Origin of the sequence: Acetomicrobium flavidum, from assembly GCF_900129645.1 — a bacterium.
Lineage (GTDB): Bacteria > Synergistota > Synergistia > Synergistales > Acetomicrobiaceae > Acetomicrobium > Acetomicrobium flavidum.
In genome coordinates this window covers 848,115-872,044 of record NZ_FSQZ01000001.1, presented here as the reverse complement: position 1 = coordinate 872,044, position 23,930 = coordinate 848,115, and the positions used below count along the sequence as shown (strand labels likewise).

The following is a 23,930-nucleotide window of genomic DNA, read 5'->3' as shown; positions in this document are numbered from 1 at the left end:
GTCAAGGGCTACTTTGGCCCTTGGCTGAAAATCCAAAGAGGGGGGGTAATCGAAAATGGCAAAAACTATTTTGACTACTTTAATGGCCAAGAAAGGTATTCGGAATGGGGATGTAGCGAGAAGTCTCAATATAACGGAAATGGAAGTCTGTCGTTGGAAGGGGTGTCGAAGTTATGTCCCGCCCAAACACCGTCAAAAACTTGCCGACCTGCTTGGGGTCAATGTCGAGGACATTCTCGATGAAAGAGGCATCGCCAAGCTTGCCGAGGAGGCAACCTTGAAATGAGGCACAAGGTCGAAATAGCTTCGCAAAACAAAACGGTCGGCATTGAAATCTTGAACGAGGGCGACAAGGTAGTTGCCGTTAGAAGGGCGTTGCCCAACCATATGCTTAAAAAACCGCCTGCGTGGGCATTTTCCGAGGAAGTAATAAAATTCCTGCAGGAACGTGGCGTGGAAGAAATAAAAATTGTTTGCAACAACATGCTTTATGCCTGCAAGATGAGCGACTTCCTGAAACTTGCCGTTAAATTCTCGAGGGGCTTCGGCCCTCAACGACATCTCCCCTTACGTTACTGGACGACGACAAAGCTTGGGACGCAAAGGCCAAAGGAAAAGCAATTGAATTTGTTCGCCTAGGGGGTTGGCCAACTTGGCCCGCCCCTTCTTTTAAAGGAGGTGTAAATATGAACAACACACCAAGGATTGGAGTTTTCCCCTGCAAGCTGTGGCGTGAGGCATCCAAGGAGCTCGACTTAGAAACGCTTTGCGTTTTGGCCTACCTGTGGACCTGCCCGCATCGAAAAATCGAAGGTTTATTCGAACTGCCACTAGGCTACGTGGCAAGCGACTTAAATGTTTCCGTTGCCGTCGCAGAAGAAAAAATAAAGCTGCTGGAAGAGAAAGGCTTCATCGTCTACGAAGATGATGTAATTTTCGTCAAAGGCTACATGGGCGTTCAAAGCAAATTACAAGGTAAGGTACCTAATGACACAATAAAGGGCATCATAAACAATCTGACGGAGCTTCAGCCTTCAAAGAAACTTTTAGAGCTTTGGGCCAATGAGGCAAAAAACATCCCCCAATTATGGCAAGGACTGCAGGAAAACGGCCTAAAATTACAAGAAGTCAGTCCAGGACTGGAATCTGAGTACATACTCAGTACATACCCAGTAAGTACCGAGTACGTTCGGGGTGGAAGTGGAAGTGGAACTGGAATTGGAACTGGAACTGGAAATGGAAGTTACAAAGGCTCATCTGTCGATGAGCGTACGCCTGCTTCAAATCCTTTAAACATTCAACAACACAACGAAAAATGCATAAATACTCTTTTAGAGCAAGGACTAATAAGCAAAGACCTTGCAGCTAGAGCACAAAGGTTTGTACCAACTACAACGCTGCCTCTGTCCAAAGAACGATGGCTTGAAGAAATAAACAAGCTTGCATACATCCCAGCGGATGTGTACAATCACTTTGACTGCAACGTGGAGCTTGACGAACTGGACCAATTAATAGACCGCTTTTTTGAGATTGATTTCGACAGCAACGACAAGAGTATTTGTTTGTTCAACGACGAGAAAGTCAAGCAACGGCTTGCCTATAGGCTGGGTATTACCTAACCATTACTTGCAACGGAAATTCCACGGCTTGCCGTGAAAAGGTATTGCATGGCAACGGAAACATAAAAGTTAAGGAGGCCAAACATGCGAAATCTGCGTCGCAAGAAGTTGGAGGGCTTATTTTACACCTACCCCCGCAACAAAAAGGCCTTACAGTTTAAGCAAGAAAAGATTGAGTCATTAACAAGCTCTGTACCGTCGGGTTGGAAACTCGAGGTTTTACGCAATAAGACCCATGCAGAACCCGACACTTTCATGGTCAACAGGGTTAGCTTGATTGAAAAGGTCGAGGAGGAGTTTAAGGAGTTACAAGAACGAGTTGAGTTAGTGGAGACGTTATTGTCCCTGCTGGATGATGACTACAAGGAATTCGTAAGGCTGAAGTACTTTGAAAACAAACGATGGGATGTTGTCGCCGATGAGCTATGCATAGGCGTTAGGACCGCCTTTCGTTGGAGAGACCGCATTCTTGAAATTTGCAGTCCCTTTTTGACGCTCTAGGATGCCCTATATTCAATTTGAAAACGTGGGGTAAGTGTTTTATACCTGCAAAACAAGTTTGATGCCTTGTAGGGCCTATAAATGGCCTTGTAGGCGAAAGGAGGAGCATAGATGAGCAATGACGAAAGAATAATCTGTCCTAAGTGCGGACGGGATTTAGGGCCAAAGCAACCATTACCGCATACACTCACGCTTTGCAAAGCTTGCCGTTTGTGGGTAAACAATGACGGCCAAGAGGCGAGAACATAGGAAATACGATGCAGGCACCGTACAAGCACTGTGCTGGCACCATGCTGGCTAGCGGGTCCTTCCACGAGAAAAAGGTGAAGCGATGGCGTCGAGCCCCGAACAAAAGTTAGGCATGACAAACAAAAACTCGCTTTCTTGGAGGTGTAAGGTGAAGTGAAAGAAGAGCAAGAATTCATAAACGACATTCAAGAGCTAAAAACTCGCATGGTCAACGCCCAAGAGCTTGCCAACTTGTTGGCCTGCACTACGCAATATATTTATTTATTGGCCAAGCAAGGAATATTGGTCAAAGAAGGCCCTTCGCAATTTCCGTTAGCTGAAAATATTCAAAAATACCTGCAATACTTGTTGAAAAGTGAGAAGGGGAGCGACAAAGTGTTGTATTGGTCGGAAAAGGCCAAACACGAACGAGCGTTGCGTCAAATGAGCGAACTAAAACTTGAGCAACTGGACAACAAGCTCCACGATGCCAAGGCCGTAGAAGTGGTGATGAACGACATGATGTCATACTTCAGAAAGAGGACCTTGGCCATTGCTGACGAGACGCCCTCAAAGCTCGTCGGCATAAAAAATCCTGCCGAAATCTGCGACATCCTTACCGACGCCGTAAAGGAGGCCTTAAGCGACATGAGTAATTACAAGTTTCACGGGGAGGTATAAGACATCCTTTTTGGAAACTTAAGGGCCTCCTGGAGGCTCCTAAGAGGCCCTTTTTGTTAATCTTCGCAGTGGCGGTCCATGAATTCTTGGAAATTAGCGGGTTCGTCGGGTAATGTTTCTAAGGGGATGCCTTCCTCCGTCTCCACGTCGGCGTCGGGGTACTGCACAAAAAAATTACCCCTTCCCAAGTATTGGCCCAATAAATACAAACCAACTTCGAAATCCCCTTCATACCCCGACCACATAAGAAATTCCCTAGCTGTCATATTCCATCCCTCCTTTGTGCCTTACCTGACTCGTTTTTTATTGCCTATGAACTTTTTTATAGGCGATGCCGTCTCGTGGGCCTCTCTTATGTCGGACTCGGCAAGAGCTATATAACGCTTCGTCATGTCAAGCGTGGTGTGTCCCATGATTGTTTGCAACGCAAAGGGGTGCATGCCGTTTCTAAGAAAATGAAGGGCTGCGTCATGTCGCAAATCGTAAGGAGAAAGCCTTTTTAGGCCAAGTTTAGGTGCATAGTTTTTCTGTAATCTCTGTCTCCAGCCAGAGACGGTCAGCCTGTCTCCTTCGTAATTGGCAAAAAGCAGGGTAGTTTCCCATTCCCTTGGCCTGGAGGCGATTAACGCCTGCAACGCCTTGGCCGTCTCCAGAGAGAAGGGCAATGTCCTGCTTTTTCTTGTCTTTGCGATTGATGCTCTGATTAGCACAACCATTTCTTTTAAGTTGACGTCGTCAAGCTCCAAGGCCAAAGCTTCGCTAGGCCTAATGGCCGTGTCTATTGAAAGGCACAGCAAGGCGTAGTCCCGCTTTCCACAGTAAGTTGTCTTGTCTGGTAGCTTTAAGAGCTTCGTCAATACTTCCGCCGAATGCTGCACGATTCTTGGCTCGGCCTTTCTGGTTTTTATTCCTTCAAGCGGGTTTCCTGTGTAAGCTCCTTCATTTACCAGCCAGGAAAAGAAGGATTTGAGGTACCTCAATCTTATGTTAAACGTAGCTGGTGCGATGTCATCTTGACCGAGGAAGGACAAAACGGCCATTCTCGTCTTGTTTGCGTCTTGAGGGTCCCAGGCCTGCGGGCATTCGCTAAAAAATAAGGCCACATGGTAGCGGTAATCCTTTATGGTGCGGGGCGAAATCCCGTTGGCCTTCTTCAAAAATATAAAGGCTTCCAATGCCTCTTCCCATGAAGGAAAAACCTCTCTAAACAAAACTACTCGACTTGTTTGATGCATAACTTCGCCTTGCAGTTTCCAATAAAAGTTGCAATTTAGGAGCTTCGGACACCACGGTTTTTTATGCGATTTTGGCTAAGAGCTATTGAACATAAACATGCATATATGCTATATTTAAAGTTTAGTAGCTCAACTGGGCAGAGCACCGGACTCCAAATCCGGGGGTTGCAGGTTCGAATCCTGCCGGGCCTGCCAGTTTTTAGCGGTGTTTAACAATGCCCCTTGCCCTAAATGGCAAGGGGCATTGTTACGAACGTTGCCTGCCAATATGACTTAAGCCAGGACAAGGCCCGACTCCGCTTGACTTGTAAAATATATGCATGATAATATACAGCGGCATGTAGGGTATTTATTGCCAACCTAGTGGATGTCGGGGTTCGTTGTGTCTTACTTTGTGCGTCAGGGGGCAAAAGGTTTGGATAAGATAATGAATTTTTTGAGAGAAGCACGGGCAGAGCTTAAGAGGGTTACGTGGCCTAATAAAAAGCAAGTGTGGATATCCACGTTACTGGTCATTGGAGTAACGTTGTTGGTTTCGGCATATTTAGGTATTTTGGATTTGATATTTACTGCGTTTTTCTCTAGGGTCATAGGTTAAACTATTTAATCTCTTAAAAGTGCCTGTTAAGATATTACAATCAGGGGGGTGAGGGGGCCCGAATGGCCCCCTTTTCGGTGATGAGTGACAAAAACGAACGTCGGTGGTATGTTATTCAAACGTACGCAGGATATGAAAACAAGGTCAAGGCGAATTTGGAACAGCGCATAGCCACCATGGGCATGGAGGATAAGATATTTAGAGTCCTGGTGCCGACGGAGGAGCGCGTTTATGTCAAGGATGGGAAGCATAAAAAGGTCAAGAGAAAAGTGTTTCCCGGATATGTGCTCGTGGAGATGATCCTTGACGATCAGTCTTGGTATGTGGTGAGACATACTCCTGGCGTTACTGGTTTTGTCGGTGCGGGAAACAGCCCCATTCCCCTGTCCGAACGAGAGGTGCAGGAGATATTCGCCAAGATAGGCAAGGAACAGATGAAGCCCAAGGTGGAGATTGACCTTAAGCCGGGAGATGTCGTCCGCGTTAAGAGCGGACCCTTCGAAGGTCAGGCAGGGACGGTAGTCGAGGTTGTCCCCGAAAAGGGAAAGGTCAAATTTTCGGTCACCCTTTTTGGGCGTGAAACTATAGTGGAAGCGGACTATAACGATTTGACAAAATTATAAAAGTAATCGAAGGTCATTTAGGAGGGAAATTTATATGGCTAAAAAGGTGGTAGCACAGATAAAGTTACAACTTCCTGCCGGCAAGGCAACGCCGGCACCGCCTGTCGGCCCGGCGCTGGGCCAGCATGGCGTGAACATCATGGAGTTCTGCAAGCAGTTCAACGCCAGGACCGCAGACAACGTGGGCATGATAATACCCGTCGTGTTGACCGTCTATGCCGACAGGAGCTTTACCTTTGAGTTGAAGACGCCGCCGGCTAGCATATTGCTCAAGAAGGCTGCGGGCGTCGAAAAGGGTTCCGGTGAGCCGAATAAGGTCAAAGTCGGCAAGATCACGAGGGAGCAGCTAAAGGAAATTGCTAAGACCAAGATGAAGGATCTGAACGCCAACGATATAGAGGCGGCCATGCGCATGATCGAGGGTACCGCTCGATCCATGGGAATAGAAGTCGTGGGCTAACGCCCAGAACTTAGTGGCAGGGCAAAGGCCCGTTACAGACCACAGGGGGGTATTTAGATATGGCAAAGAGGTCTAAACGTTATTTAGCTATGTTAGAGAAGGTCGATAAGACCAAGCTTTATGGCCTTCGCGAAGCTGTAGAGCTTTTGAAGGAGCTGCCACCTGCAAAGTTTGACGAGACAGTGGAAATGCACATTCGTTTGAACGTGGATCCCAGGCATGCCGATCAACAGGTCAGGGGAACCGTAAGCCTTCCCCATGGCACAGGTCAGGAAAAGAGGGTCCTCGTTATAGCATCGGGCGAAAAGGTCAAAGAGGCCGAGGAAGCAGGAGCTGACTTCGTGGGCGGAGAGGATATCGTGCAGAAGATAGAGGGAGGATGGCTGGATTTCGATGCTGTAATAGCCACTCCCGACATGATGCGTGTAGTTGGGCGCCTGGGGCGCATCCTGGGTCCTCGCGGCCTCATGCCCAGCGCCAAGACGGGTACGGTCACCTTCGACATAGCCGATGCGGTGAAAGAGATCAAGGCAGGACGTATAGAGTTCCGCGTGGATAGGTATGGTATAATTCATGCCGGCATAGGCAAGATGAGCTTCTCTGCCGATATGTTGTTCGATAATGCCAAGGTGTTACTGCGTGCCGTGTTGCGCGCCCGCCCTGCAGCTGTCAAGGGGCAATATGTAAGGAGCCTTGCCATGGCGCCCACAATGGGCGTTGGGATCAAGATAGATCCAGCGAGGGCTCAGAAAGAGATAGTGGAAGAATAAGACGGCAAGGCGTCGGTAGTCTATCGGCGTCGAGGATATTTAGCTAGATCCAATCAATAATATAATTAGTTTACCATTGGGCTTAAGACAGCGGGTGATATCTTAAATGGCCTTACGGTCGGCCCGCCGAGGTCCAGGAGAGTGCATTATGCCTTATATTGCAAATAAAGCTCCTGGGTGGAAGCCCGGGAGCTTTATCTTTTTAAAAAGGAGGTGAAGGGATGCCATCTCAAGCTAACGTCCAAGAGTTACAGGAATTGGTAAAAGTACTCGAGGGAGCGCAGGCAGTGTTCTTCTGCGAGTACAAGGGCTTGACCGTCGAACAGATTGGTGAGGTCAGAAATAAGATAAGGGAAGCTAAGGGCAATATGAGAGTTGCAAAGAATACGCTCTTTAAATTGGCTTTAAAGGAACATGGATTGCCCGTTCCCGAAGAGGTGTTTTCGGGGCCTAACGCTTTTACCATAGCTTACGGAGATCCCGTCGAGGTCGCGAAGGCTTTGACAAATTATGTCAAAGCTTCGAAAAGCGAAGCTTTAAAGCTCAAAGGAGCCCTGCTAGGCAGAAGGTTTATCGATGCCAATGGAGTCGAGGTGCTCGCAACATTGCCCGCGAGGGATGTCCTGTTGGCTCAAGTGCTGGGCACCATGGAAGCGCCCATACGAGGTCTGGTTACCGTATTGTCCGGAACCGTGCGCGGTTTGGTGACCTGTTTGGACCAGATAGCAAAGGAAAAGGAAAAACAAGCAGCTTAAAAATACTTTAGATTGAAGGGGAGGAATTTGACAATGACCAAAGAGGAAATCATTAAGGCTATAGAGGAAATGACTGTTCTTGAGTTGTCGGAGTTAGTCAAGACTTTAGAGGAGCGTTTCGGCGTGTCTGCTGCAGCTCCCGTGGCAATGATGGCAGCAGCTCCCGCAGCAGCAGGAGCTCCCGCCGCTGCCGAGGAGGAGGAAAAGACGGAATTTGACGTCATCCTTAAGGCAGCCGGGCCCAACAAGATCAATGTAATAAAGGTAGTTCGTGAAGTGACCAGCCTTGGACTAAAGGAAGCCAAAGACCTCGTGGATGGCGCACCTAAACCCGTAAAGGAGGGCGTCTCCAAGGAAGAGGCCGAGCAGATAAAGAAGAAACTGGAAGAGGCCGGTGCCGAAGTAGAGATAAAGTAAGCTATCTAAAAAGATGCGAGATGGAGGAATTTCATCTCGCATCTTTTTGTCTATTCATTTAGGAGTGAACGATTTGCATCAATTGCCAAATGATCCTGGAGAAGCTATCAAATTACAAAATGAAGTTCGTAAACTTGTTAAGATAGGAGGCTATATCGATATCGCAAGCGTTAGGCTCGTAGGCGGTGTAGATGTGGCCTATCTCGGCAAGGGGGCCTCACAGGCCTGTGCCGTGGCCGTCGTGTGGGATCGTCTGTCGGGTGAAGTGTTGGAAAGCGTTTACGCTCAAGATGAGGTTATTTTTCCCTATATCCCCGGCCTGCTTTCGTTTAGAGAGCTTCCCGTAGTGATGAAGGCATGCGAGGGATTGTCAAGCAATGTGGATGTCTGGATGGTGGACGGAGCAGGCATAGCCCATCCGCGAAGGTTGGGCATAGCAGCACATTTTGGCGTCTTACTGGATCGGCCATCGATAGGAGTGGCCAAGAGCCGGCTCATTGGAAGCCACCTGCCCGTCCCTAGAAGCAAGGGGTCATGGGTGCCCTTACGTCATGACGGAGAAGTGGTGGGACATGTCCTTCGAACGCGAAACGATGTAAAGCCCCTCTACATAAGCCCTGGACACAAAGTGTCTTTGAGGCAGGCAGTTGAACTTGTCTTGGCCTGTTGCACCAAGTACCGGCTGCCTGAGCCGACGCGGATGGCACATAATTTGGTAGAACGCTACGCCCACTTTTCGTGATCGTTCCTTGTCAGCTTTGCTATCTCCTCGTCCTCGTATGCCCTGCTTGCCGTGGCCTTAGTGTCAAAGGCGTACTTGCCCTTGTAGGGTTGCACCTCTTCTTCTAACTGGTGAAATACCAATTGGGCGATGCGCGTTCCGGGATATAAAGACAATGGTACCTCTCCCTCGTTGACCAGTTCTAGTGTGATGACACCTTGAAATCCAGGGTCGACAAACGTCGCGGTAGCTATGACGAGCCCAGCTCTCCCCCAGGAAGACCTTCCAATGACGTAAGCCATTACGTTGCGTGGCAAGCGCAGGAATTCCAGGGTCGAGCTTAAGACGAACTGTCCAGGATGAAGGATGAAGGGCTGTCCATATTCTGCTCTAATGTGGTCGTAATAATCTGCCCAAGAAGCATTGCCCAAACTGCCCTTAACATCCATGACAGGTATCTGCCCTTTGCGAAAGAGAACGAAATCCTGCCCAAGCCTCACGTCAAGGGAGGCCCTTCCAATCTGACGATTCAGGTCAAGTAAAGGCGTGACTATAAGTTCGCCATTTTCCAGCATTTGCCTTATCGCGTTTGAGCCCAATACACCTTTCACGCGCCATCAGCTCCTCTTTTGATATTGAGATAAAAACAGGCTGCCGTCGCAGGCAAAGGCTATCAGCCTTTCAAGAGAGATCATCTCCTCGAAGGAAGTGCGCAGGTAAGTCTTGTAAGAGCCCACGATGGCCCCGGCAATGAGGATGTCTATTATATCCAAAGCTTTATCCTTAATCTGGCAGGGTGGAATGTTTTTGAGCAACATGTCGACAGCGTAGCAAATTTGGTTCCAATTCCATTCTTGACCCGTTTGGCCAATTTCGCTTTTTTGTGAGCCCACTACGACCTCCTTTATCCATTCCTTTATTTCATCCGGCCAGTTCATTTCTGTAACGGCTGCCCAGTTGAAGGCGGCATAGTCGGATGTCAAAAGAGAGATCGCCGGAGCAAACATAAGGCTAAAGCGGCTTGAAGGTTTTTGATCGTACATGCTCCATCCTTCATCCAGAAGCCTTGAAAAAAGCTCAACGTTGAAGGGAGAATCTCCCTCTCCTGCACTAAAGGGAAAGAAATACCACTCGCAGGGTTGTCTCCACTGTGGCAGATATTGTCCAATGTCGCTCATGGCCATGTGCTTAGATACGAAGGGAATGACGATGTACTTGACTGGCGGCCCATATAATTTCAGCACTTTGTTTGGCCATTCCGGCTCTCCGTAGTCTATTCCCGAGATTACCTCGTTTATTAGGGATAATCCCTTTGTCAAATCAAATGGCATATCTCCCGTTATTTTCATGCTGCTCAAATTATCGTATATGATATCTAAGACCTTTCTGCCCCTTGGGGAAATTGAGGGCTTTTCCAAAGTGCTTTTAAGTTTCTTTAAGGCAAAGAATATATGCCATGGAAGGGCCTTTTCGTCATCGTTTGTGTATTTCATGTAAAAATCTCCCTTCATTTAGAGTAAAATACAACTCACCATAGGGTCTTGATCGAGTATATATCATAACAGGGAAAGGTGTGATTTTGTCTTGCCGTTAGGGCTTTCTGGCAAAATTTTCGCTGGTCGTAAAGTGCTTATATTGGACGGTGCCATGGGCACGATGCTTTCCGACAAGGGATGGCAACCCCCTGCATTGCCTGAGGAGATGAATCTGACAAATTCGGACGTGGTGGCAGACATCCACAGGCAATATCTGAAATCTGGGGCAGATATAGTTGAGACGAACTCCTTTGGCTCCAATCCGATCAAACTATCATATAGAGGCCTTGAGGGCATGACGCAGCGAATAAACGAAGAAGCTGCCCGCATAGCCAGACGTGCTGCCGACGAGTTTGGCGCTTACGTCGCAGGTTCAATGGGGCCCTTAGGGGAATTGATCGAACCCTTAGGCCGGCTCACCTTCGATGAAGCCTATGAATCCTATAAAAAACAGGCATTAGGGCTTATAAGCGGTGGGGTTGACTTCTTTTTGATCGAGACCCAGCTTGATATAAAGGAAGCGAAGGCGGCCGTCTTGGCCGTAAAGGACGTTGCACCCCATATTCCATTTGTCGTTTCCTTTACTTTTGAAAAAAACGGGCGCACTGTCACTGGAAGCTCGCCTGACGTCATCGCCCATTGGGCGCGCATGATAGGCGCCAGCGCAGTAGGGCTAAATTGTGGCTTTGGGCCTGATCTCGCAGAAAAGGTAGTCAAAGACCTTTATGACAATGCCGGCATCCCGGTATTTGCCTATCCTAACGCCGGCACCCCGGGTAGCAAAGACCTCGAACCTCATGAGTTCGCAGAAAAAACTGCAGCTCTCATAAAAGCCGGTGCCTGTGTGGTCGGCGGATGTTGCGGCACTACTCCTGAGCACATCGCCTGCCTAAGGAAAATGGCAGGTGGCTTAGAGCCGCCTTGCCCGGTAGAAATAAAAAAGGCAGCCTTGGCAAGTAGAAGCCGGCTTGTCTTGGTCGGTGACGACGAGCCAATAGCCGTGATCGGCGAGAGGATAAACGTATCCAGGAAGTCCCCCATAAGGGAAGAGGTGGCCCGCTACAAGTGGGATGCCTTATCCGAGGAAGCGCGCAGGCAAGCCGAATGCGGTGCCAGCGTGATAGACATAAACGTGAGCCTTCCGAACGTAGACAGGAAGAAAGCCATGCGTGAGGCAGTAAAGGCCGTAGAAAATGCCTGCATGCTTCCCCTTTCCCTGGATAGCGACGAACCTGAGGTATTGGAAGAAGGCCTCATTCATGCTTCTGGAATTCCCCTGATCAACTCGGTCACGGCAGAAAGGCAAAAGCTTACGAAGGGCATCGAACTTGCAAAGAGGTTTGGAGCTTGCCTGGTTGTGCTTGCCATCGACGAGGATGGTATAGCCGAGACTCCCGAAAGAAGGCTGGCAGCCGTCAGGAAGGCTTGCAACATAGCTGATGAGCTTGAATTCCCGAGGAACAGGATGCTCGTCGATCCTCTGACGATGTCGGTGGCGGCAGACAGGTCTTCCGGGATAGTGGCTCTTGAGGTCTTGAGAAACTTAAGAAAGCTTGGCCTTTTTACCGTAATGGGCATAAGCAACGTCTCTCACGGCCTTCCCGAGCGATCGCTTTTAAACAAGACGTTTCTTACCATGGCAGCAGGAGCAGGGCTTGATGCAGTCATCGCAAATCCTTTAGACGATGGATTTACCCCCATGATGATGGCTTGCAACCTGCTTGCCGGACGCGACGAAGGAGCTCTTCGCTACATATCGTGGGCGAACTCGTTAAAAGGAAAGGTCGAGCACATCGCCCGGCAAGGGCAAGGAGATTTGCTCGGGCCCATAGAGCAGATGAGACGATGCATAGTTCAAGGCGATAAAAGCGGTATTTTGGAAAAGGCAAGCCGATTTCTTGCAGAAGGAGGCGACCCTCTAGGCCTCATAAATGACGTCGTCCTTCCGGCATTAGAGGAAGTGGGCAGGTTGTATGAATGCGGCGAATATTTCTTGCCTCAGCTTATCTCCTCCGCGGAGGCCGCTCAAGGGGTATGCGACCTCGTCGAAAAGACGGTCTTAAGCAGGGGGGGTAAGCTTAAAGACAGAGGATGCATCATCATGGCCACCGTCGCCGGCGATATCCACGACATAGGCAAAAACATCGTCTCCATGGTATTAAAAAGTCACGGATTTCGGGTGATAGATCTGGGCAAGGATGTCCCCCTAGAGCGGATATTGCAGGAAGCCAAAAAGGGAGAAGCCCAGATCGTGGGATTGTCGGCCTTGATGACCACTACGATGCGCGAGATGGAAAGGGCTGTAAAGACAATAAAGCAAGAAAATTTACCCGTGAAGGTTATAATAGGCGGGGCAGCTGTATCGCAAGGCTATGCGGACGCCATAGGTGCGGACGGTTATGCCCCCGATGCTTTGAGCGCAGTTCGCTTAGTGGAGAAGCTGTTAACTGGAGAGGAGGTAAAAGGCAGTTGAAAATAAAAGAACTATTCGAGAAAAAGAGGTTCGTCTTTTCTTTTGAAATTTTTCCGCCCAAACCCACTACTCCTTTGGAAAGGATATATAACACTTTAGACGAACTAAAAGGGCTCAAGCCTGACTTCATAAGCGTTACCTATGGTGCGGGAGGATCTACACGCGACAGGACGCCGCAAATAGCTATAGACGTTAAGAATAACTACGGCATTGAATCGCTGGCCCATTTAACCTGTATCGAGGCTACTCGAGAGGAAACGTGCGATCTGATAAATTTCCTGATAGGCAACGGCGTGCACAATATTCTGGCCCTCAGGGGCGACCTTCCTCAGGGTCAAAGCGCACCGAAGGGGGATTTCAGGCATGCCGTGGACTTGGTCAGTTTTTTAAGGGAAAAGTATGGACAGGCCATTTCCATCGGAGGGGCCGCATATCCCGAGGGGCATATAGAGTGCGAAGATCCCATTAAGGACCTGCGCTATCTGAAACAAAAGGTCGATGCAGGTGTGGATTTCCTGATAACCCAACTTTTCTTCGATAACGAACTGTTTTATCGTTTCATGGAAAGGGCAGATATAGCAGGTATAAACGTTCCCATATCGGCCGGCATAATGCCCGTGGTCAATAAAAACCAGATAGAAAGGATAGTAACCCTGTGCGGAGCGTCGCTTCCACAGAAATTTGTTAGGATACTTCACAGGTACGCCGACGAGCCGCGCTCCTTAGAGGAAGCAGGCATCGCCTATGCGACCGACCAGATAGTGGACCTCATTGCCTTCGGCGTCAGGGGAATCCATTTATATACAATGAACAAGGCGCACGTTGCTCGAAGAATAGTATCGAACGTCTCGACCTTGCGCGAGACGATGCATGGCCCAAAAGGAGAGGAGGCCCTTTATGAGGGTCGTTGATAGTCATGTTCACATCTACCCTCCCGAGGTGATATCCGATTGGGAGAAAATAGGCGAGAAGGAACCTTACTTTAACGTGTTGGTACGGGGTAAAGTTCATAAGTGGGCAACGGTCGAGGACCTGATCGCCCAGATGGACTCAGACGGCATATCGCAAAGCCTGATCTTTGGCTTTGCCTTCAGCGATTTGGCGCTTTGTAGATTGTGCAATGATTATGTTATATCTGCCGTAAAACGATACCCCGATCGCCTTAAGGGGTTGGCCGTCGTTCCTCCCCTTGTCAGGGGCGCCATAAGCGAGATAGAAAGGTGCAGGCAAAATGGCCTTATAGGCGTGGGAGAGCTGTTTCCCGAGGGGCAGGACTTTGACCTGGCTGATGCCAGAGAAACGTGGAGGCTTGTGGGTGCCTGTCATGAGATGGGGATGTTTTTGCTCGTCCATACGGCAGAACCAGTGGGTCATGATTACCCCGGAAAGGGCAATGTGGGGCCGAAGGAAGCTGCTGCCTTTTGTCTTAACCATCCTGAGATCACGGTCATATTTGCCCATTTCGGAGGCGGGCTTTGGATGTACGAGCTCATGCCAGAGATGAGATTGGCCCTGTCCAACGCTTATTACGATACGGCTGCTGCGCCGTTTTTGTACGAGCCGCAGATATTTAAGGCCATAGAAGCAAGTGGTCTTGCTTATAAATTCCTTTACGGAAGCGATTACCCCATACTTTCCTTGAATAGATATAAAAAACTCTTTAAAGGGATCGATATAGGTAATAGTGTATTAAAGTCCATCTTTTCCGACAATTTCGAGCATGTATACCAAGACGATGGACTTTCGATGAAAAGATGATATCATTAGGCAACGTATATTAGACGACTCTTATCCAGAGCGGCGGAGGGACTGGCCCTACGAAGCCCGGCAACCTGCCCTAACAGGCGTGGTGCCAACACCTGCAACCGAAAGGTTGGGTGATAAGAGGGATTGGCAGAGGCCTTTTTCCTCTTGAGCGGGAAGAAGGCCTTTTTGTTAACGTTACTTTATCGAATGAGGGGGTCATCTGACTTGGAGAAAAGATATAAGGGATTTTCGACGAAAGCACTACATGCCGGTTGGGATCATGACCCGACCACGGGAGCATTCGGGCTTCCGATTTACTTGACGGCCGGATACAAGTTTGATTCGGTCGAGGACGCAATTTCCCTTTTCGAGTTGAAAAAAGAGGGATTTACCTATTCCAGGATTGGTAATCCTACAGTAAATGCCTTTGAGAGCGTCATCTCCGAACTGGAAGGCGGAGTTGCTGCCGTTGCCACATCCTCGGGGCAGGCGGCTTTCAATCAACTCCTTGTTCTGTTGTGCAAAAAGGGCGATCATGTGGTAGTGGGACGCAAGGTTTACGGTGGCACCCTGACGCTTCTTTTAAACACAATGTCAAAGTTCGGTGTGGAAGTAAGCGTTGTCGACACCGACGACCCAAATGAAGTGGAAGAAGCAGTGCGCGCAAGCACCCGTTGCATAATTACGGAGTCAGTGGGAAACCCCGGACTTAACGTCGCCCCCTTTGAGGAATTGGCCGCTATCGCAAGGGATAAGGATGTATTGTTGGTCGTGGATAACACCTTCATGTCCCCTGCTTTGTGTCAGCCCATCAAGTGGGGCGCAAACGTGGTGGTTCATTCTGCAACTAAGTATTTAAGCGGCTTTGGTAATATCATAGGCGGAGTCGTGATTGACGGAGGAAACGTAGACTGGCGTGCTTCGAATAAGTGGCCGGAGTTCACCGAGCCGGACGCGGCATATCACGGCGTGGTCTTTGCGGAGCACTTCGGCAACCATGCTTTGGCCGCTAAACTTCGTGCGTGTACCATGCGGGATTTAGGGGGATGCATGTCACCCTTCGAGGCATACCTTCTTTGGATGAGCATGGGGACTTTGTCGCTAAGGATGAAAAGGCATAGCGAAAATGCCTTAGCCGTGGCTCAGTTTTTACAAACCCGCAAGGAAGTTGCCTGGGTCTCATACCCGGGACTTGAAGATCATCCCCATCATGCAAGGGCCAAAAAATATTTTCAGGGCGGCTTTGGCGGGATGGTCGCCTTCTGTCTGAAGGGCGGCATAGAAGCCGGGAAGAAGTTCTTAAATAATTTGAGCCTCTTTTCCATAGTAGCCAATCTGGGCGATGCCAGGAGCATGGCCATACATCCGGCCTCGACTACCCACAGTCAGCTGTCCAGGGAAGAACTGCAAAAGGCCGGCATAGAGGAGGGCTTGGTACGGCTGAGCATCGGCCTTGAAGACGTTGAAGACATTTTGGAAGATCTGGATAATGCTTTAAACTCAATTTAAAGAGAAAGCGAGAAAGACCTGCGGTGTTGGGAAAAGTTGTGGAAGAGACTATAGGGGCTGTAGAAATCCCTGAACTTCATTTGGAATCGGGCAAAGTCTTAAAAAACGTGAAACAGGTTTACGCGATGTACGGCTCCCCGAATGCGGATGAGACGATCCTGGTGTGCCATGCCTTGACGGGTAGCCATCACGCAGCAGGCTCCGATGTGCCTGGTTTGCCAGAGGCGTGGTGGGATCCCTTGATAGGTCCTGGCAAGGCAATAAATACAGATAGGTTTCGCGTGATGTGTTTCAACGTCCTGGGAAGCCCCTACGGCAGCACGTCGCCCTTAAGCATCCATGACGACGGGAAGCCTTATGGGATGCGTTTTCCAGTCATATCCGTAAGGGATATAGTGAAAGCGCAACGCGAAGCCCTAAAGATTTTGGGGATAGACGAGCTTACGTGTGTAATAGGCGGATCTTTGGGCGGGATGCAGGCATTGGAGTGGGCGGTAAGCTATCCGGAAGCTGTAAAAAGCGCCATAGTAATAGCGGCTCCTGCCTATACATATCCGCAGGCCATCGCCTTCAACGAAGTGCAGCGGCAGGCCATTATGGCGGACCCCAGATGGAATGGGGGAGACTATTATGGCGGTTCTCCTCCGGAAAGGGGGTTGGCCATAGCCCGTATGCTAGCGATGATAACCTACAGGAGCGAGGAGAGCTTCGTAAAGAAGTACATGAGGGAATTGGCCTTTGGCGCCCCGTGGGATTGGAACGGCAAGTTCAAGATAGAGACATATATCCATCACCATGGCAAAAAGCTGGTCCAGAGGTTCGATGCCAATTGCTATCTGTATCTTACGAGGGCCATGGACTTGCACGATATCGGCCAAGGAAGGGGCGGCGTTAAAGCTGCACTTTCAAGGTTTAAAGGGCGTCTTTTGGCCATAGGGATATCGAGCGACCTGCTTTTCCCTAACTGGCAGGTGGAGGAGATTGCGCTTATGGCGAAAGAGGTAGGGCTGCGGGCCTGTTACGACGAGATAGAAAGCGGCAACGGTCATGACGCTTTTTTGATAGATTTTGACCAGCTCGATGAGATGATCCGCGGCTTTTTGGCCAGGTGTACCAAAAATGACCGTCGAGATTGACAGAATTAATGAATCGTGGTTATACTAGTACGCGCCTAGGGCGGATAGCTCAGCGGAAGAGCACCTGCCTTACACGCAGGGGGTCATAGGTTCGAACCCTATTCCGCCCACCATGAGTAGCGTTAAGCGGGGCTGTAGCTCAGTCGGTTAGAGCGCTGGCCTGTCACGTCAGAGGTCGCGGGTTCGAGCCCCGTCAGCCCCGCCAGAGATTACGTCAGGTGGCGAGAGGCGAGATAGCTCAGTAGGTAGAGCAGCGGACTGAAAATCCGCGTGTCCCCAGTTCGATTCTGGGTCTCGCCACCATCGAAAAGGTTTAGGTTAGTTTTGATAGATGCGGAAGTAGCTCAGGGGTAGAGCACCACCTTGCCAAGGTGGGGGCCGCGGGTTCAAATCCCGTCTTCCGCTCCAGAATATCCGGCGGCATAGCCAAGTGGTAAGGCAGGGGACTGCAAATCCCTTATACCCCGGTTCGAATCCGGGTGCCGCCTCCAAATAAAAGCCCATTCCGGCGTAGCTCAATCGGCAGAGCGGGTGGCTGTTAACCACTAGGTTGCAGGTTCGAGTCCTGCCGCCGGAGCCAGATTAAACGATTAGGCCTCCCTGAGTTCGATCAGTGAGGCCTTTTATATTTATTGTCAAGTTGGGATTGAGTGGGGTTATCGATTTGGAGATGAAAAAGGTGACAATTTATACCGATGGAGCATGCCTGGGAAATCCAGGCCCCGGGGGATATGGTGTTGTTTTGCTTTATAACGACCATAGGAAAGAAATATCTGGCGGCTTTAGGCTCACCACCAACAACAGGATGGAGATATACGCAGCCATAGCAGGGCTAAGTGCCCTTAATTGCAGTTGTGAAGTGACGCTTTTTACCGACTCCAGATATCTCGCCGACGCCATGAACAAGGGATGGGTCAGGCGTTGGAAGGCCAATGGCTGGATGCGAAACAACAGGGACAAAGCCTTAAATGTAGATTTGTGGGAAAGGCTGTTGGAGCTGTGCGAGAGGCATAAAGTCAAGTTTGTTTGGGTTAAAGGTCATGATGGCAATCCCGAAAACGAGCGCTGTGACGAGTTGTCCACATCAGCGGCAAGGTTATCTGATTTGCCGGCGGACGAAGGATATGAGCGTTCGGCGAAGGAGGGCAAGTAATCCGTCTGATAGAGGTATTTGGCTACCAAAGAACCCTTTTGGCAGTTTAAAAATATGGCCTCAGCTTGCTTGACTATAGTGCAAAAAGTAGTAATATTTTTAACGAAAAGTTAAATATATCGCCAGGGGGTGCTTCGGTAAAACCGAGGCTGAGAGCATACCCCTACTACTTGATCCAGGTAATGCTGGCGGAGGAATTGGCGAGCAAGAGAAGTTGCACGAAAGATTTTCTAGGAGAACTTTGAAGCCGCCAACAGGCGGCTTTTTTGTTCCCTTAGCTCCCGTCACTTCCCTCGCCAAATATCAATATATAGGGAGGCTGTTGGCAATGAGGTTAGATGAGCTTGTGATAACTAGAGCAATAGTCGACGGGTATTTCAAGAAGCTGACCGACAATCTCGATGTTGATGTGGCCGTGGTTGGCGGTGGGCCGTCGGGCTTGGTGGCGGCCTATAAGCTTGCTAAGGCCGGCAAAAGAGTGGTCATTTACGAGCGCAGGCTCAGCGTAGGCGGCGGAATGTGGGGAGGCGGAATGCTTTTTAATGAAATAGTCGTACAGGAAGAGGCCAGAAAAATTTTGGACGAGCTCGATGTGAGGACTGCTCCTTATAGGGTTGCGGGTTACTATACTGCAGATTCTGTGGAAGCGGTAAGCACAATTACCAGTAAAGCGGTCAAAGTTGGGGCCATCGTGTTTAATGGCATTAGCGTAGAGGACGTCGTGGTCCATGAAGATGGCCGCATTCAGGGCCTCGTGATAAACTGGACGGCCGTGGAGATGGCGGGCCTTCATGTCGATCCCCTGTCGATTCACTGTAAGTATGTCATTGACGCTACCGGACACGATACCGAAGTGGTCAAGGTGGTTGCTCGAAAGATGCCAGGTAAACTGTTGACCCCTACCGGCAATATAGAAGGCGAAAAGTTCATGTCGCCTGACAGAGCAGAAAAGCTGACCATAGAAAATACCCGCGAGGTCTTCCCAGGGCTTTACGTCGCGGGAATGGCCGCCAATGCCACGTTTGGAGGTCCTCGGATGGGTCCCATCTTTGGAGGGATGCTGCTTTCCGGAGCAAAGGTTGCGGAGGAAATTTTGAGCAAGCTATGACCTGAAGGTGTGTAGGTTGGGGGCAAGCCATATTTCACTAGAAGGCTTGCCCCCAATTTTATGCTTGGTTAAAGATTAATCGATTGGAAGAATTACGCTGTTGTGGTAAATTTAATAGGAAATATAAGCATAGGAGGTGTGAGAGATGCTAGATATAACGAAATATGTCTCGCCCGGTATGGAAAGGACCGTCAAGAAGGTCGTATCAGCTGATGATACTGTGGGCAATTCGTCGCTATATCTTGAGCAGTTCTTATCAACTTCGGCTTGCATAAACATGATTGTGCGAATGGCGACGGACATGGTGGACAAAGCTCTGCCTCAAGGTTTTATTTCTGTCGGCTATCATACGGAAATTACCCACGAAGAACCGACGATGATGGGCGCTGAAGTGTCATATAAAGTTGCCCTTGAGGAGATAAACGGGAATAGGTTGATCTTCAATTTTCAGGTGACCGACAAAAGAGGCACAGTTGGTTACGGAAAGCACGTTAGGGCTGTTGTTAATTATCCTAAATTGCTCGAAAAGGCAAAGGAAAGAATGGAAAAGTAAAGTTTTTTGTTCTCGTTGAAGTCCAAGCGGGCAGTTTACGGGGTTTCAAGACAGGGGGGGAATCTATTTTGACGTTACCTGAGGGCGAAGTTGAGGTGGCTGAGGGGAAGGCTTTCCGAATAGAGATAAGACGAGATAGGTGCAAAGCATGCGAAATTTGTGTGGAATTTTGCCCCAAAAATGTCTTTGAGCCGGACGAGCTGGGTCGCCCTATTCCCAAGAGAGTGGATGATTGCATAGGGTGCGGTACTTGCGAATTGCGCTGTCCTGATTTCGCCATTGAAATAAAGTCGAAGGAGTGTCATGACGTTGATTGAAAGAAGAAGGTTTATGCTTGGAAACGAGGCCATCGTGGAGGGGGCGTTGATGGCAGGTGCCAGGTTTTTTGCAGGTTATCCCATCACGCCTTCCTCCGAGATTGCTGAAGGGGCCTCCAGGAAGTTGCCTCAAGTTGGAGGTTACTACCTTCAGATGGAAGACGAGTTGGCCAGCATTGCTGCCGTCATAGGCGCCTCCATAGGCGGACTTAAGGCCTTTACAGCCACCTCCGGTCCCGGCTTTTCTCTCATGCAGGAAAATATCGGGCTTGCCGTAATGGCCGAGGTGCCTTGCGTGATCGTAGACGTTCAAAGGTCCGGTCCAAGCACGGGATTGGCCACTCGTCCTGCACAGGCCGATATGATGCAGGCCCGCTGGGGTCGACACGGGGATCAGTCCATAATCGCCCTGTCTCCCTCTTCGGTGCAGGAATGTTTTGACCTCATTATATATGCCTTTAATTTGGCAGAAACTTACAGATGTCCAGTGCTTTTTATGGCAGATGAGACGGTCGGTCACTTGCGCGAAGATTGCCTTTTGCGCACGGAAGCCGACATCGAGATTGTAAACAGAAAATGCCCGCCAGAAGATATAGATGAATATCTACCTTACAAGCCGGACCATGACCTTGTTCCGCCGATGGTTGCACCTGGCGGGAAACATTTGACGAGGTTTCATTCTTCAACCCATAACGAAAGGGGCTTGCCTACCAGTTCTCCGGAGGAAGCGGACAAGTTGGTAAGGAGGCTTTACGATAAGATAGAAAAAAACAAGGACAGGATCATCAAGTACAAGCAATACGATGTGGATGAGAGCGAATATTTGCTCGTAGCCTTCGGAGGGGCGGTTCGTGCCGCAAGGCAGGCCGCTGCAGACATGAAAAAACAAGGGCTTAAGGTTGGCGTTTTGGAGCTTCAAACAGTATGGCCTTTTCCGACCGAATATGTAAGCGAGCTAGCCAAGGGCAAGCGTGGGATTGTGGTGCCTGAGATGAACCTGGGGCAAATTATCGGAGAGGTCAAAAAGGCCGTCTGCGGAAGGGTTCCCGTCGTTGGAGCAAATAGGTGTGACGGTGAGCCGTTGAGCCCGCAGGAGATAGTAAAAGCCCTGGGCGAGGTGGTATCTCGATGAATAAGAGATCGTGCGAAGTAAGTTGGAAGGCCTTCTTGAGGGAAGAAAACCTTCCCCACCAATGGTGTCCCGGTTGCGGGTACGGCGTTATATTGAAGAGCATGCTTTTTGCCTTCGAGAAAGAAGGCCTTGCCCCAAAGGACGTGGTCGTAGTCACGGGTATCGGATGCTGGGGAAAGGCTGATGATTATCTCTACACCAACACGGTGCATGTGACGCATGGAAGGGCTTTGCCTGTGGCAACCGGCATAAAGGTAGCAAATCCCTCTTTAAAAGTGGTGGCTTTGATGGGTGACGGCGATAGCGCTACGATCGGAGGAAATCACCTGATTCATTCGTCTAGAAGAAACATCGATGTTACGGCAATAGTAGCGAATAACCTTAACTACGGGATGACTGGCGGTCAGTATTCCTGTACTACCCCGCTTTATTCCAGGACTTCTACTTCCTGGTACGGAGATCCCGAGCCGGCGCTGGATATATGTAGGGTAGTTGAGGCGGCGGGGGCAAGCTTTGCCGCCAGGACGACCGTCTATCATGTGGCCATGATAGAAAAATACGTCTCGATGGCCGTAAGTCACGAAGGTTTTTCTCTGGTCGAGGTGATATCCCCATGTCCCACGTATTTTGGAAGGTATAACAAGGTGGGCAGTGCCCCGGCCATGCTCAACTGGCTCAAGGAAAATGCCGTGCCTGTTGAACGCGCGTCCAAGCTATCCGACGAGGAGCGTAAAGAGACCTTTGTAACCGGCATATTTGCGGACAAAAAAGGGCAATCCTTCTTGTCGCGTTATGGGGAGATACAGTCTCGGGCAAGAAGAGAGCTTGAAAGAGAGTGATCATCCGTGAGATTTGAAGTTATCTTTGCGGGCATTGGCGGACAGGGCGTGATTTTGGCCGGCACACTTTTAGGCGAGGCTGCGGTACGGTGCGGCTTGAAGGCCACACAGACGCAGGCCTACGGTGTATCTGCAAGGGGCGGATTTACCAAGACCGACCTCATCGTATCAAGCGAAGAGATTTTGTACCCCTACTCGCTAAATCCGGACCTTATCATTGCCTTGGCAGAGGAAGCTTTCGTGCGCTATATCGATGTCGATAAGGATACTTGCAAAGTGATATACGATTCCGGTCTCATCGATGTCGATTCACTGGGCCTTGGCCTCGACAAAAGGTTCGTCGGAGTTCCAATTACAAATATGGCCATAGAGCTTGGCTCTCCAAGGAGCGTGAATATACTGTCTTTAGGCATTGCTGTTAGCTTTATAAAAGATATCTCCTTCGATGCATTGCGTGAGATTTTATCTGAGACATTTTCTGCCAATACCTTGGAGAAAAATATCGAAGCGTTGAGCAAGGGAATGGAGTTGGGCAAATCTATTTTTTAAGCGGTATCGAGGCATCTTAGTGGCGCATATATAGATAGGTGTTTTTGCGTTGGGAATTGCTTTCTAAGATGCCTCTATTGTTTGGTATTTTGCTAAACTAATACAACTCCTTCCATTGCTTCACCTAATCCCTTGGAGACCTCCGCTAGCACCTTGGGATCCCTGAAACTTGCCACTGCTTTGACAATTGCCTTGGCACGGGCAGATGGCCTTTCGGATTTAAAGATACCGCTTCCGACGAAAACACCATCGCATCCAAGCTGCATCATCAGTGCTGCATCTGCCGGTGTCGCTATTCCGCCGGCAGCGAAGTTCACCACGGGCAATCCCCCCGCCGCTCGACAGGTTTCAAGTAATTCTAAAGGGACGCACAGTTGACCCGCAATAGCTGGCAAATCCGATTGCTTTGCTGACAGTAACCTATTTAGCTGTGCCGTTATGGTTCTAATGTGTCTTACCGCTTCTATTACGTTACCGGTTCCTGCCTCCCCCTTTGTCCTTATCATGGTTGCCCCTTCAGCTACACGACGCAACGCTTCGCCCAGATCGCGCGCTCCGCATACAAAGGGTGTCTTGAACTCCTTTTTGTTTATATGGTATTCATCGTCTGCGGGCGTGAGCACTTCGCTTTCGTCTATGAAGTCCACGTCCAGAGCTTCCAGGATATGGGCTTCCACGAAGTGTCCTATGCGTACTTTGGCCATTACGGGTATTGACACGGCATCCTTGATCTCGAGTATCTTGGCCGGATCAGCCATGCGAGCTACTTTGCCTTCCTTTCTCAAATCAGCAGGGACCTTTTCGAGGGCCATGACCGCTACCGCTCCTGCGTCTTCTGCAATGCGCGCCTGCTCTTTGTTCGTCACGTCCATTATGACGCCACCGATAAATTGTCTTGCCAGAGCCTCTTTTTCCGTGACTTTTTTGCTGCCTTCCATTTTAAATGCCTCCTCAAATTGATCGATATCCTTTATTTTTATTTTAAAAGGTAAATATAACTTCTATCAGTGCCAAATAAATGTTGTATTATACATATTCTGGTACGTACCAGATTTAATTAAATTTTAATTATACTGGACTGGCTATTTCATATGTTCTTTAAAATAACCTTAGAATTTTATGTTATACTGGAAAACAACCAGGGGGTGCTCCGACAAAAACGGGGCTGAGATAATACCCCTTGAACCTGATCCAGGTAATACTGGCGGAGGGATGGTAAAAAGATGTGTAAAGGTCAAAACAAGCCCTACTTTCCCTCCAAAGGACGTAAAC

Annotated in this window: 29 protein-coding genes, 6 tRNA genes, 3 riboswitches and 1 other annotated feature; of the genes, 30 read left to right on the top strand and 5 right to left on the bottom strand. The window is 49.3% G+C overall.

Translation table 11 applies throughout. The features are described from left to right. Positions 1–55 precede the first annotated feature (55 nt). The 5 genes from BUQ78_RS04530 to BUQ78_RS04510 all read left to right on the top strand — a co-directional run bounded on the left by BUQ78_RS04530 (position 56) and on the right by BUQ78_RS04510 (position 3,029). Positions 56–286, top strand: coding sequence for a helix-turn-helix domain-containing protein (locus BUQ78_RS04530; RefSeq protein WP_074199421.1), 231 nt, complete (start codon positions 56–58; stop codon positions 284–286). Next, positions 283–639 (top strand): hypothetical protein, encoded by a 357-nt coding sequence (locus BUQ78_RS04525; RefSeq protein WP_074199420.1) that lies wholly within the window; start codon positions 283–285, stop codon positions 637–639. The genes BUQ78_RS04530 and BUQ78_RS04525 overlap by 4 nt, the downstream gene beginning before the upstream one ends. 47 nt (positions 640–686) lie before the next feature. Next, on the top strand, positions 687–1,619 hold the full coding sequence (locus BUQ78_RS04520) for a hypothetical protein (RefSeq protein ID WP_074199419.1): 933 nt from the start codon (positions 687–689) through the stop codon (positions 1,617–1,619). 84 nt (positions 1,620–1,703) lie between these two features. Beyond that, positions 1,704–2,120 (top strand): sigma-70 RNA polymerase sigma factor region 4 domain-containing protein, encoded by a 417-nt coding sequence (locus BUQ78_RS04515; RefSeq protein ID WP_074199418.1) that lies wholly within the window; start codon positions 1,704–1,706, stop codon positions 2,118–2,120. Positions 2,121–2,522: 402 nt separating this feature from the next. Continuing rightward, positions 2,523–3,029: a hypothetical protein gene (locus BUQ78_RS04510; protein WP_074199417.1), complete on the top strand. Its 507-nt coding sequence runs from the start codon at positions 2,523–2,525 to the stop codon at positions 3,027–3,029. A 56-nt stretch (positions 3,030–3,085) separates the two neighbouring features. Here BUQ78_RS04510 and BUQ78_RS04505 read toward each other — a convergent pair whose 3' ends face one another. Both BUQ78_RS04505 and BUQ78_RS04500 read right to left on the bottom strand, forming a co-directional pair. Further along, complete coding sequence (locus BUQ78_RS04505; RefSeq protein WP_074199416.1) at positions 3,086–3,295, bottom strand: hypothetical protein; 210 nt, start codon at positions 3,293–3,295, stop codon at positions 3,086–3,088. A gap of 21 nt (positions 3,296–3,316) precedes the next feature. Further along, on the bottom strand, positions 3,317–4,204 hold the full coding sequence (locus BUQ78_RS04500; protein ID WP_318259499.1) for a tyrosine-type recombinase/integrase: 888 nt from the start codon (positions 4,202–4,204) through the stop codon (positions 3,317–3,319). A 475-nt stretch (positions 4,205–4,679) separates the two neighbouring features. Between BUQ78_RS04500 and secE the strand changes: the two genes are divergently transcribed. The 7 genes from secE (at position 4,680) to nfi (ending at position 8,629) form a co-directional block, all read left to right on the top strand. Continuing rightward, positions 4,680–4,862, top strand: coding sequence for a preprotein translocase subunit SecE (secE, locus tag BUQ78_RS04490; RefSeq protein ID WP_014806107.1), 183 nt, complete (start codon positions 4,680–4,682; stop codon positions 4,860–4,862). Between the two features lie 62 nt (positions 4,863–4,924). Beyond that, on the top strand, positions 4,925–5,485 hold the full coding sequence (gene nusG / locus BUQ78_RS04485) for a transcription termination/antitermination protein NusG (protein ID WP_014806108.1): 561 nt from the start codon (positions 4,925–4,927) through the stop codon (positions 5,483–5,485). Between the two features lie 34 nt (positions 5,486–5,519). Then, positions 5,520–5,945, top strand: a complete 426-nt coding sequence (rplK, locus tag BUQ78_RS04480) for a 50S ribosomal protein L11 (RefSeq protein ID WP_014806109.1) — start codon at positions 5,520–5,522, stop codon at positions 5,943–5,945. A 59-nt stretch (positions 5,946–6,004) separates the two neighbouring features. After that, entirely contained in the window at positions 6,005–6,715 is a 711-nt protein-coding gene (rplA, locus tag BUQ78_RS04475; RefSeq protein WP_014806110.1) for a 50S ribosomal protein L1, read from the top strand. Between the two features lie 63 nt (positions 6,716–6,778). Next, positions 6,779–6,923: a sequence feature (ribosomal protein L10 leader region), on the top strand. A gap of 13 nt (positions 6,924–6,936) precedes the next feature. Further along, on the top strand, positions 6,937–7,470 hold the full coding sequence (gene rplJ, locus BUQ78_RS04470; RefSeq protein ID WP_014806111.1) for a 50S ribosomal protein L10: 534 nt from the start codon (positions 6,937–6,939) through the stop codon (positions 7,468–7,470). A gap of 33 nt (positions 7,471–7,503) precedes the next feature. Continuing rightward, positions 7,504–7,887 carry a 50S ribosomal protein L7/L12 gene (rplL, locus tag BUQ78_RS04465; RefSeq protein ID WP_074199414.1) on the top strand — a complete coding sequence of 128 codons (384 nt, stop codon included), beginning with the start codon at positions 7,504–7,506 and terminating at the stop codon, positions 7,885–7,887. Positions 7,888–7,951: 64 nt separating this feature from the next. Beyond that, a complete protein-coding gene (gene nfi, locus BUQ78_RS04460; protein ID WP_318259644.1) occupies positions 7,952–8,629 on the top strand; it encodes a deoxyribonuclease V in 678 nt (225 codons plus the stop codon). Here the strand turns inward: nfi and dcd are convergent. Then, positions 8,611–9,219, bottom strand: coding sequence for a dCTP deaminase (gene dcd, locus BUQ78_RS04455; RefSeq protein ID WP_014806114.1), 609 nt, complete (start codon positions 9,217–9,219; stop codon positions 8,611–8,613). The two genes, nfi and dcd, sit on opposite strands and share 19 nt — an antisense overlap. A 6-nt stretch (positions 9,220–9,225) precedes the next feature. Then, positions 9,226–10,101 carry a hypothetical protein gene (locus tag BUQ78_RS04450; protein WP_074199413.1) on the bottom strand — a complete coding sequence of 292 codons (876 nt, stop codon included), beginning with the start codon at positions 10,099–10,101 and terminating at the stop codon, positions 9,226–9,228. 91 nt (positions 10,102–10,192) lie between these two features. Here BUQ78_RS04450 and BUQ78_RS04445 point away from each other — a divergent pair, with 91 nt between their 5' ends. The 18 genes from BUQ78_RS04445 to BUQ78_RS04360 all read left to right on the top strand — a co-directional run bounded on the left by BUQ78_RS04445 (position 10,193) and on the right by BUQ78_RS04360 (position 22,658). Further along, positions 10,193–12,616, top strand: coding sequence for a homocysteine S-methyltransferase family protein (locus BUQ78_RS04445; protein ID WP_074199412.1), 2,424 nt, complete (start codon positions 10,193–10,195; stop codon positions 12,614–12,616). Continuing rightward, the gene (metF, locus tag BUQ78_RS04440; protein WP_014806117.1) at positions 12,613–13,527 is read left to right on the top strand and encodes a methylenetetrahydrofolate reductase [NAD(P)H]; all 915 of its coding nucleotides are present in this window, start codon (positions 12,613–12,615) and stop codon (positions 13,525–13,527) included. The genes BUQ78_RS04445 and metF overlap by 4 nt, the downstream gene beginning before the upstream one ends. Further along, positions 13,514–14,374 (top strand): amidohydrolase family protein, encoded by an 861-nt coding sequence (locus BUQ78_RS04435; RefSeq protein ID WP_074199411.1) that lies wholly within the window; start codon positions 13,514–13,516, stop codon positions 14,372–14,374. The genes metF and BUQ78_RS04435 overlap by 14 nt, the downstream gene beginning before the upstream one ends. A 27-nt stretch (positions 14,375–14,401) precedes the next feature. Next, positions 14,402–14,503, top strand: a riboswitch (SAM riboswitch). A gap of 84 nt (positions 14,504–14,587) precedes the next feature. Beyond that, a complete protein-coding gene (locus tag BUQ78_RS04430) occupies positions 14,588–15,871 on the top strand; it encodes an O-acetylhomoserine aminocarboxypropyltransferase/cysteine synthase family protein (RefSeq protein ID WP_074199410.1) in 1,284 nt (427 codons plus the stop codon). Between the two features lie 23 nt (positions 15,872–15,894). Next, the gene (gene metX, locus BUQ78_RS04425) at positions 15,895–17,007 is read left to right on the top strand and encodes a homoserine O-acetyltransferase MetX (protein WP_074199409.1); all 1,113 of its coding nucleotides are present in this window, start codon (positions 15,895–15,897) and stop codon (positions 17,005–17,007) included. A 38-nt stretch (positions 17,008–17,045) separates the two neighbouring features. Further along, positions 17,046–17,120 (top strand) — tRNA-Val (locus tag BUQ78_RS04420). Between the two features lie 15 nt (positions 17,121–17,135). Then, positions 17,136–17,212, top strand: a tRNA-Asp gene (locus tag BUQ78_RS04415). A 22-nt stretch (positions 17,213–17,234) separates the two neighbouring features. Continuing rightward, positions 17,235–17,310 (top strand) — tRNA-Phe (locus BUQ78_RS04410). A 30-nt stretch (positions 17,311–17,340) separates the two neighbouring features. Further along, a tRNA-Gly gene (locus BUQ78_RS04405) sits at positions 17,341–17,415 on the top strand. 8 nt (positions 17,416–17,423) lie between these two features. Further along, positions 17,424–17,498 (top strand) — tRNA-Cys (locus BUQ78_RS04400). 13 nt (positions 17,499–17,511) lie between these two features. Continuing rightward, positions 17,512–17,587: transfer RNA gene (locus BUQ78_RS04395), tRNA-Asn, on the top strand. A gap of 90 nt (positions 17,588–17,677) precedes the next feature. Beyond that, entirely contained in the window at positions 17,678–18,160 is a 483-nt protein-coding gene (rnhA, locus tag BUQ78_RS04390) for a ribonuclease HI (protein ID WP_074200165.1), read from the top strand. 115 nt (positions 18,161–18,275) lie between these two features. After that, positions 18,276–18,375, top strand: a riboswitch (TPP riboswitch). A 113-nt stretch (positions 18,376–18,488) separates the two neighbouring features. Beyond that, the gene (locus BUQ78_RS04385) at positions 18,489–19,268 is read left to right on the top strand and encodes a sulfide-dependent adenosine diphosphate thiazole synthase (RefSeq protein WP_074200164.1); all 780 of its coding nucleotides are present in this window, start codon (positions 18,489–18,491) and stop codon (positions 19,266–19,268) included. A 145-nt stretch (positions 19,269–19,413) separates the two neighbouring features. Further along, on the top strand, positions 19,414–19,821 hold the full coding sequence (locus tag BUQ78_RS04380) for a thioesterase family protein (protein WP_074199408.1): 408 nt from the start codon (positions 19,414–19,416) through the stop codon (positions 19,819–19,821). A 68-nt stretch (positions 19,822–19,889) separates the two neighbouring features. Further along, positions 19,890–20,138, top strand: a complete 249-nt coding sequence (locus tag BUQ78_RS04375; RefSeq protein WP_014806127.1) for a 4Fe-4S dicluster domain-containing protein — start codon at positions 19,890–19,892, stop codon at positions 20,136–20,138. After that, entirely contained in the window at positions 20,131–21,270 is a 1,140-nt protein-coding gene (locus BUQ78_RS04370; RefSeq protein ID WP_143228327.1) for a 2-oxoacid:acceptor oxidoreductase subunit alpha, read from the top strand. Before BUQ78_RS04375 ends, BUQ78_RS04370 begins: the two co-directional genes overlap by 8 nt. Further along, positions 21,267–22,109, top strand: coding sequence for a thiamine pyrophosphate-dependent enzyme (locus BUQ78_RS04365; RefSeq protein WP_074199406.1), 843 nt, complete (start codon positions 21,267–21,269; stop codon positions 22,107–22,109). Before BUQ78_RS04370 ends, BUQ78_RS04365 begins: the two co-directional genes overlap by 4 nt. A gap of 6 nt (positions 22,110–22,115) precedes the next feature. Beyond that, entirely contained in the window at positions 22,116–22,658 is a 543-nt protein-coding gene (locus BUQ78_RS04360) for a 2-oxoacid:acceptor oxidoreductase family protein (protein ID WP_074199405.1), read from the top strand. A 92-nt stretch (positions 22,659–22,750) separates the two neighbouring features. Here BUQ78_RS04360 and pdxS read toward each other — a convergent pair whose 3' ends face one another. After that, positions 22,751–23,596: a pyridoxal 5'-phosphate synthase lyase subunit PdxS gene (gene pdxS, locus BUQ78_RS04355; RefSeq protein WP_074199404.1), complete on the bottom strand. Its 846-nt coding sequence runs from the start codon at positions 23,594–23,596 to the stop codon at positions 22,751–22,753. Between the two features lie 193 nt (positions 23,597–23,789). Then, positions 23,790–23,888: riboswitch (TPP riboswitch) on the top strand. Positions 23,889–23,930: the final 42 nt, after the last annotated feature.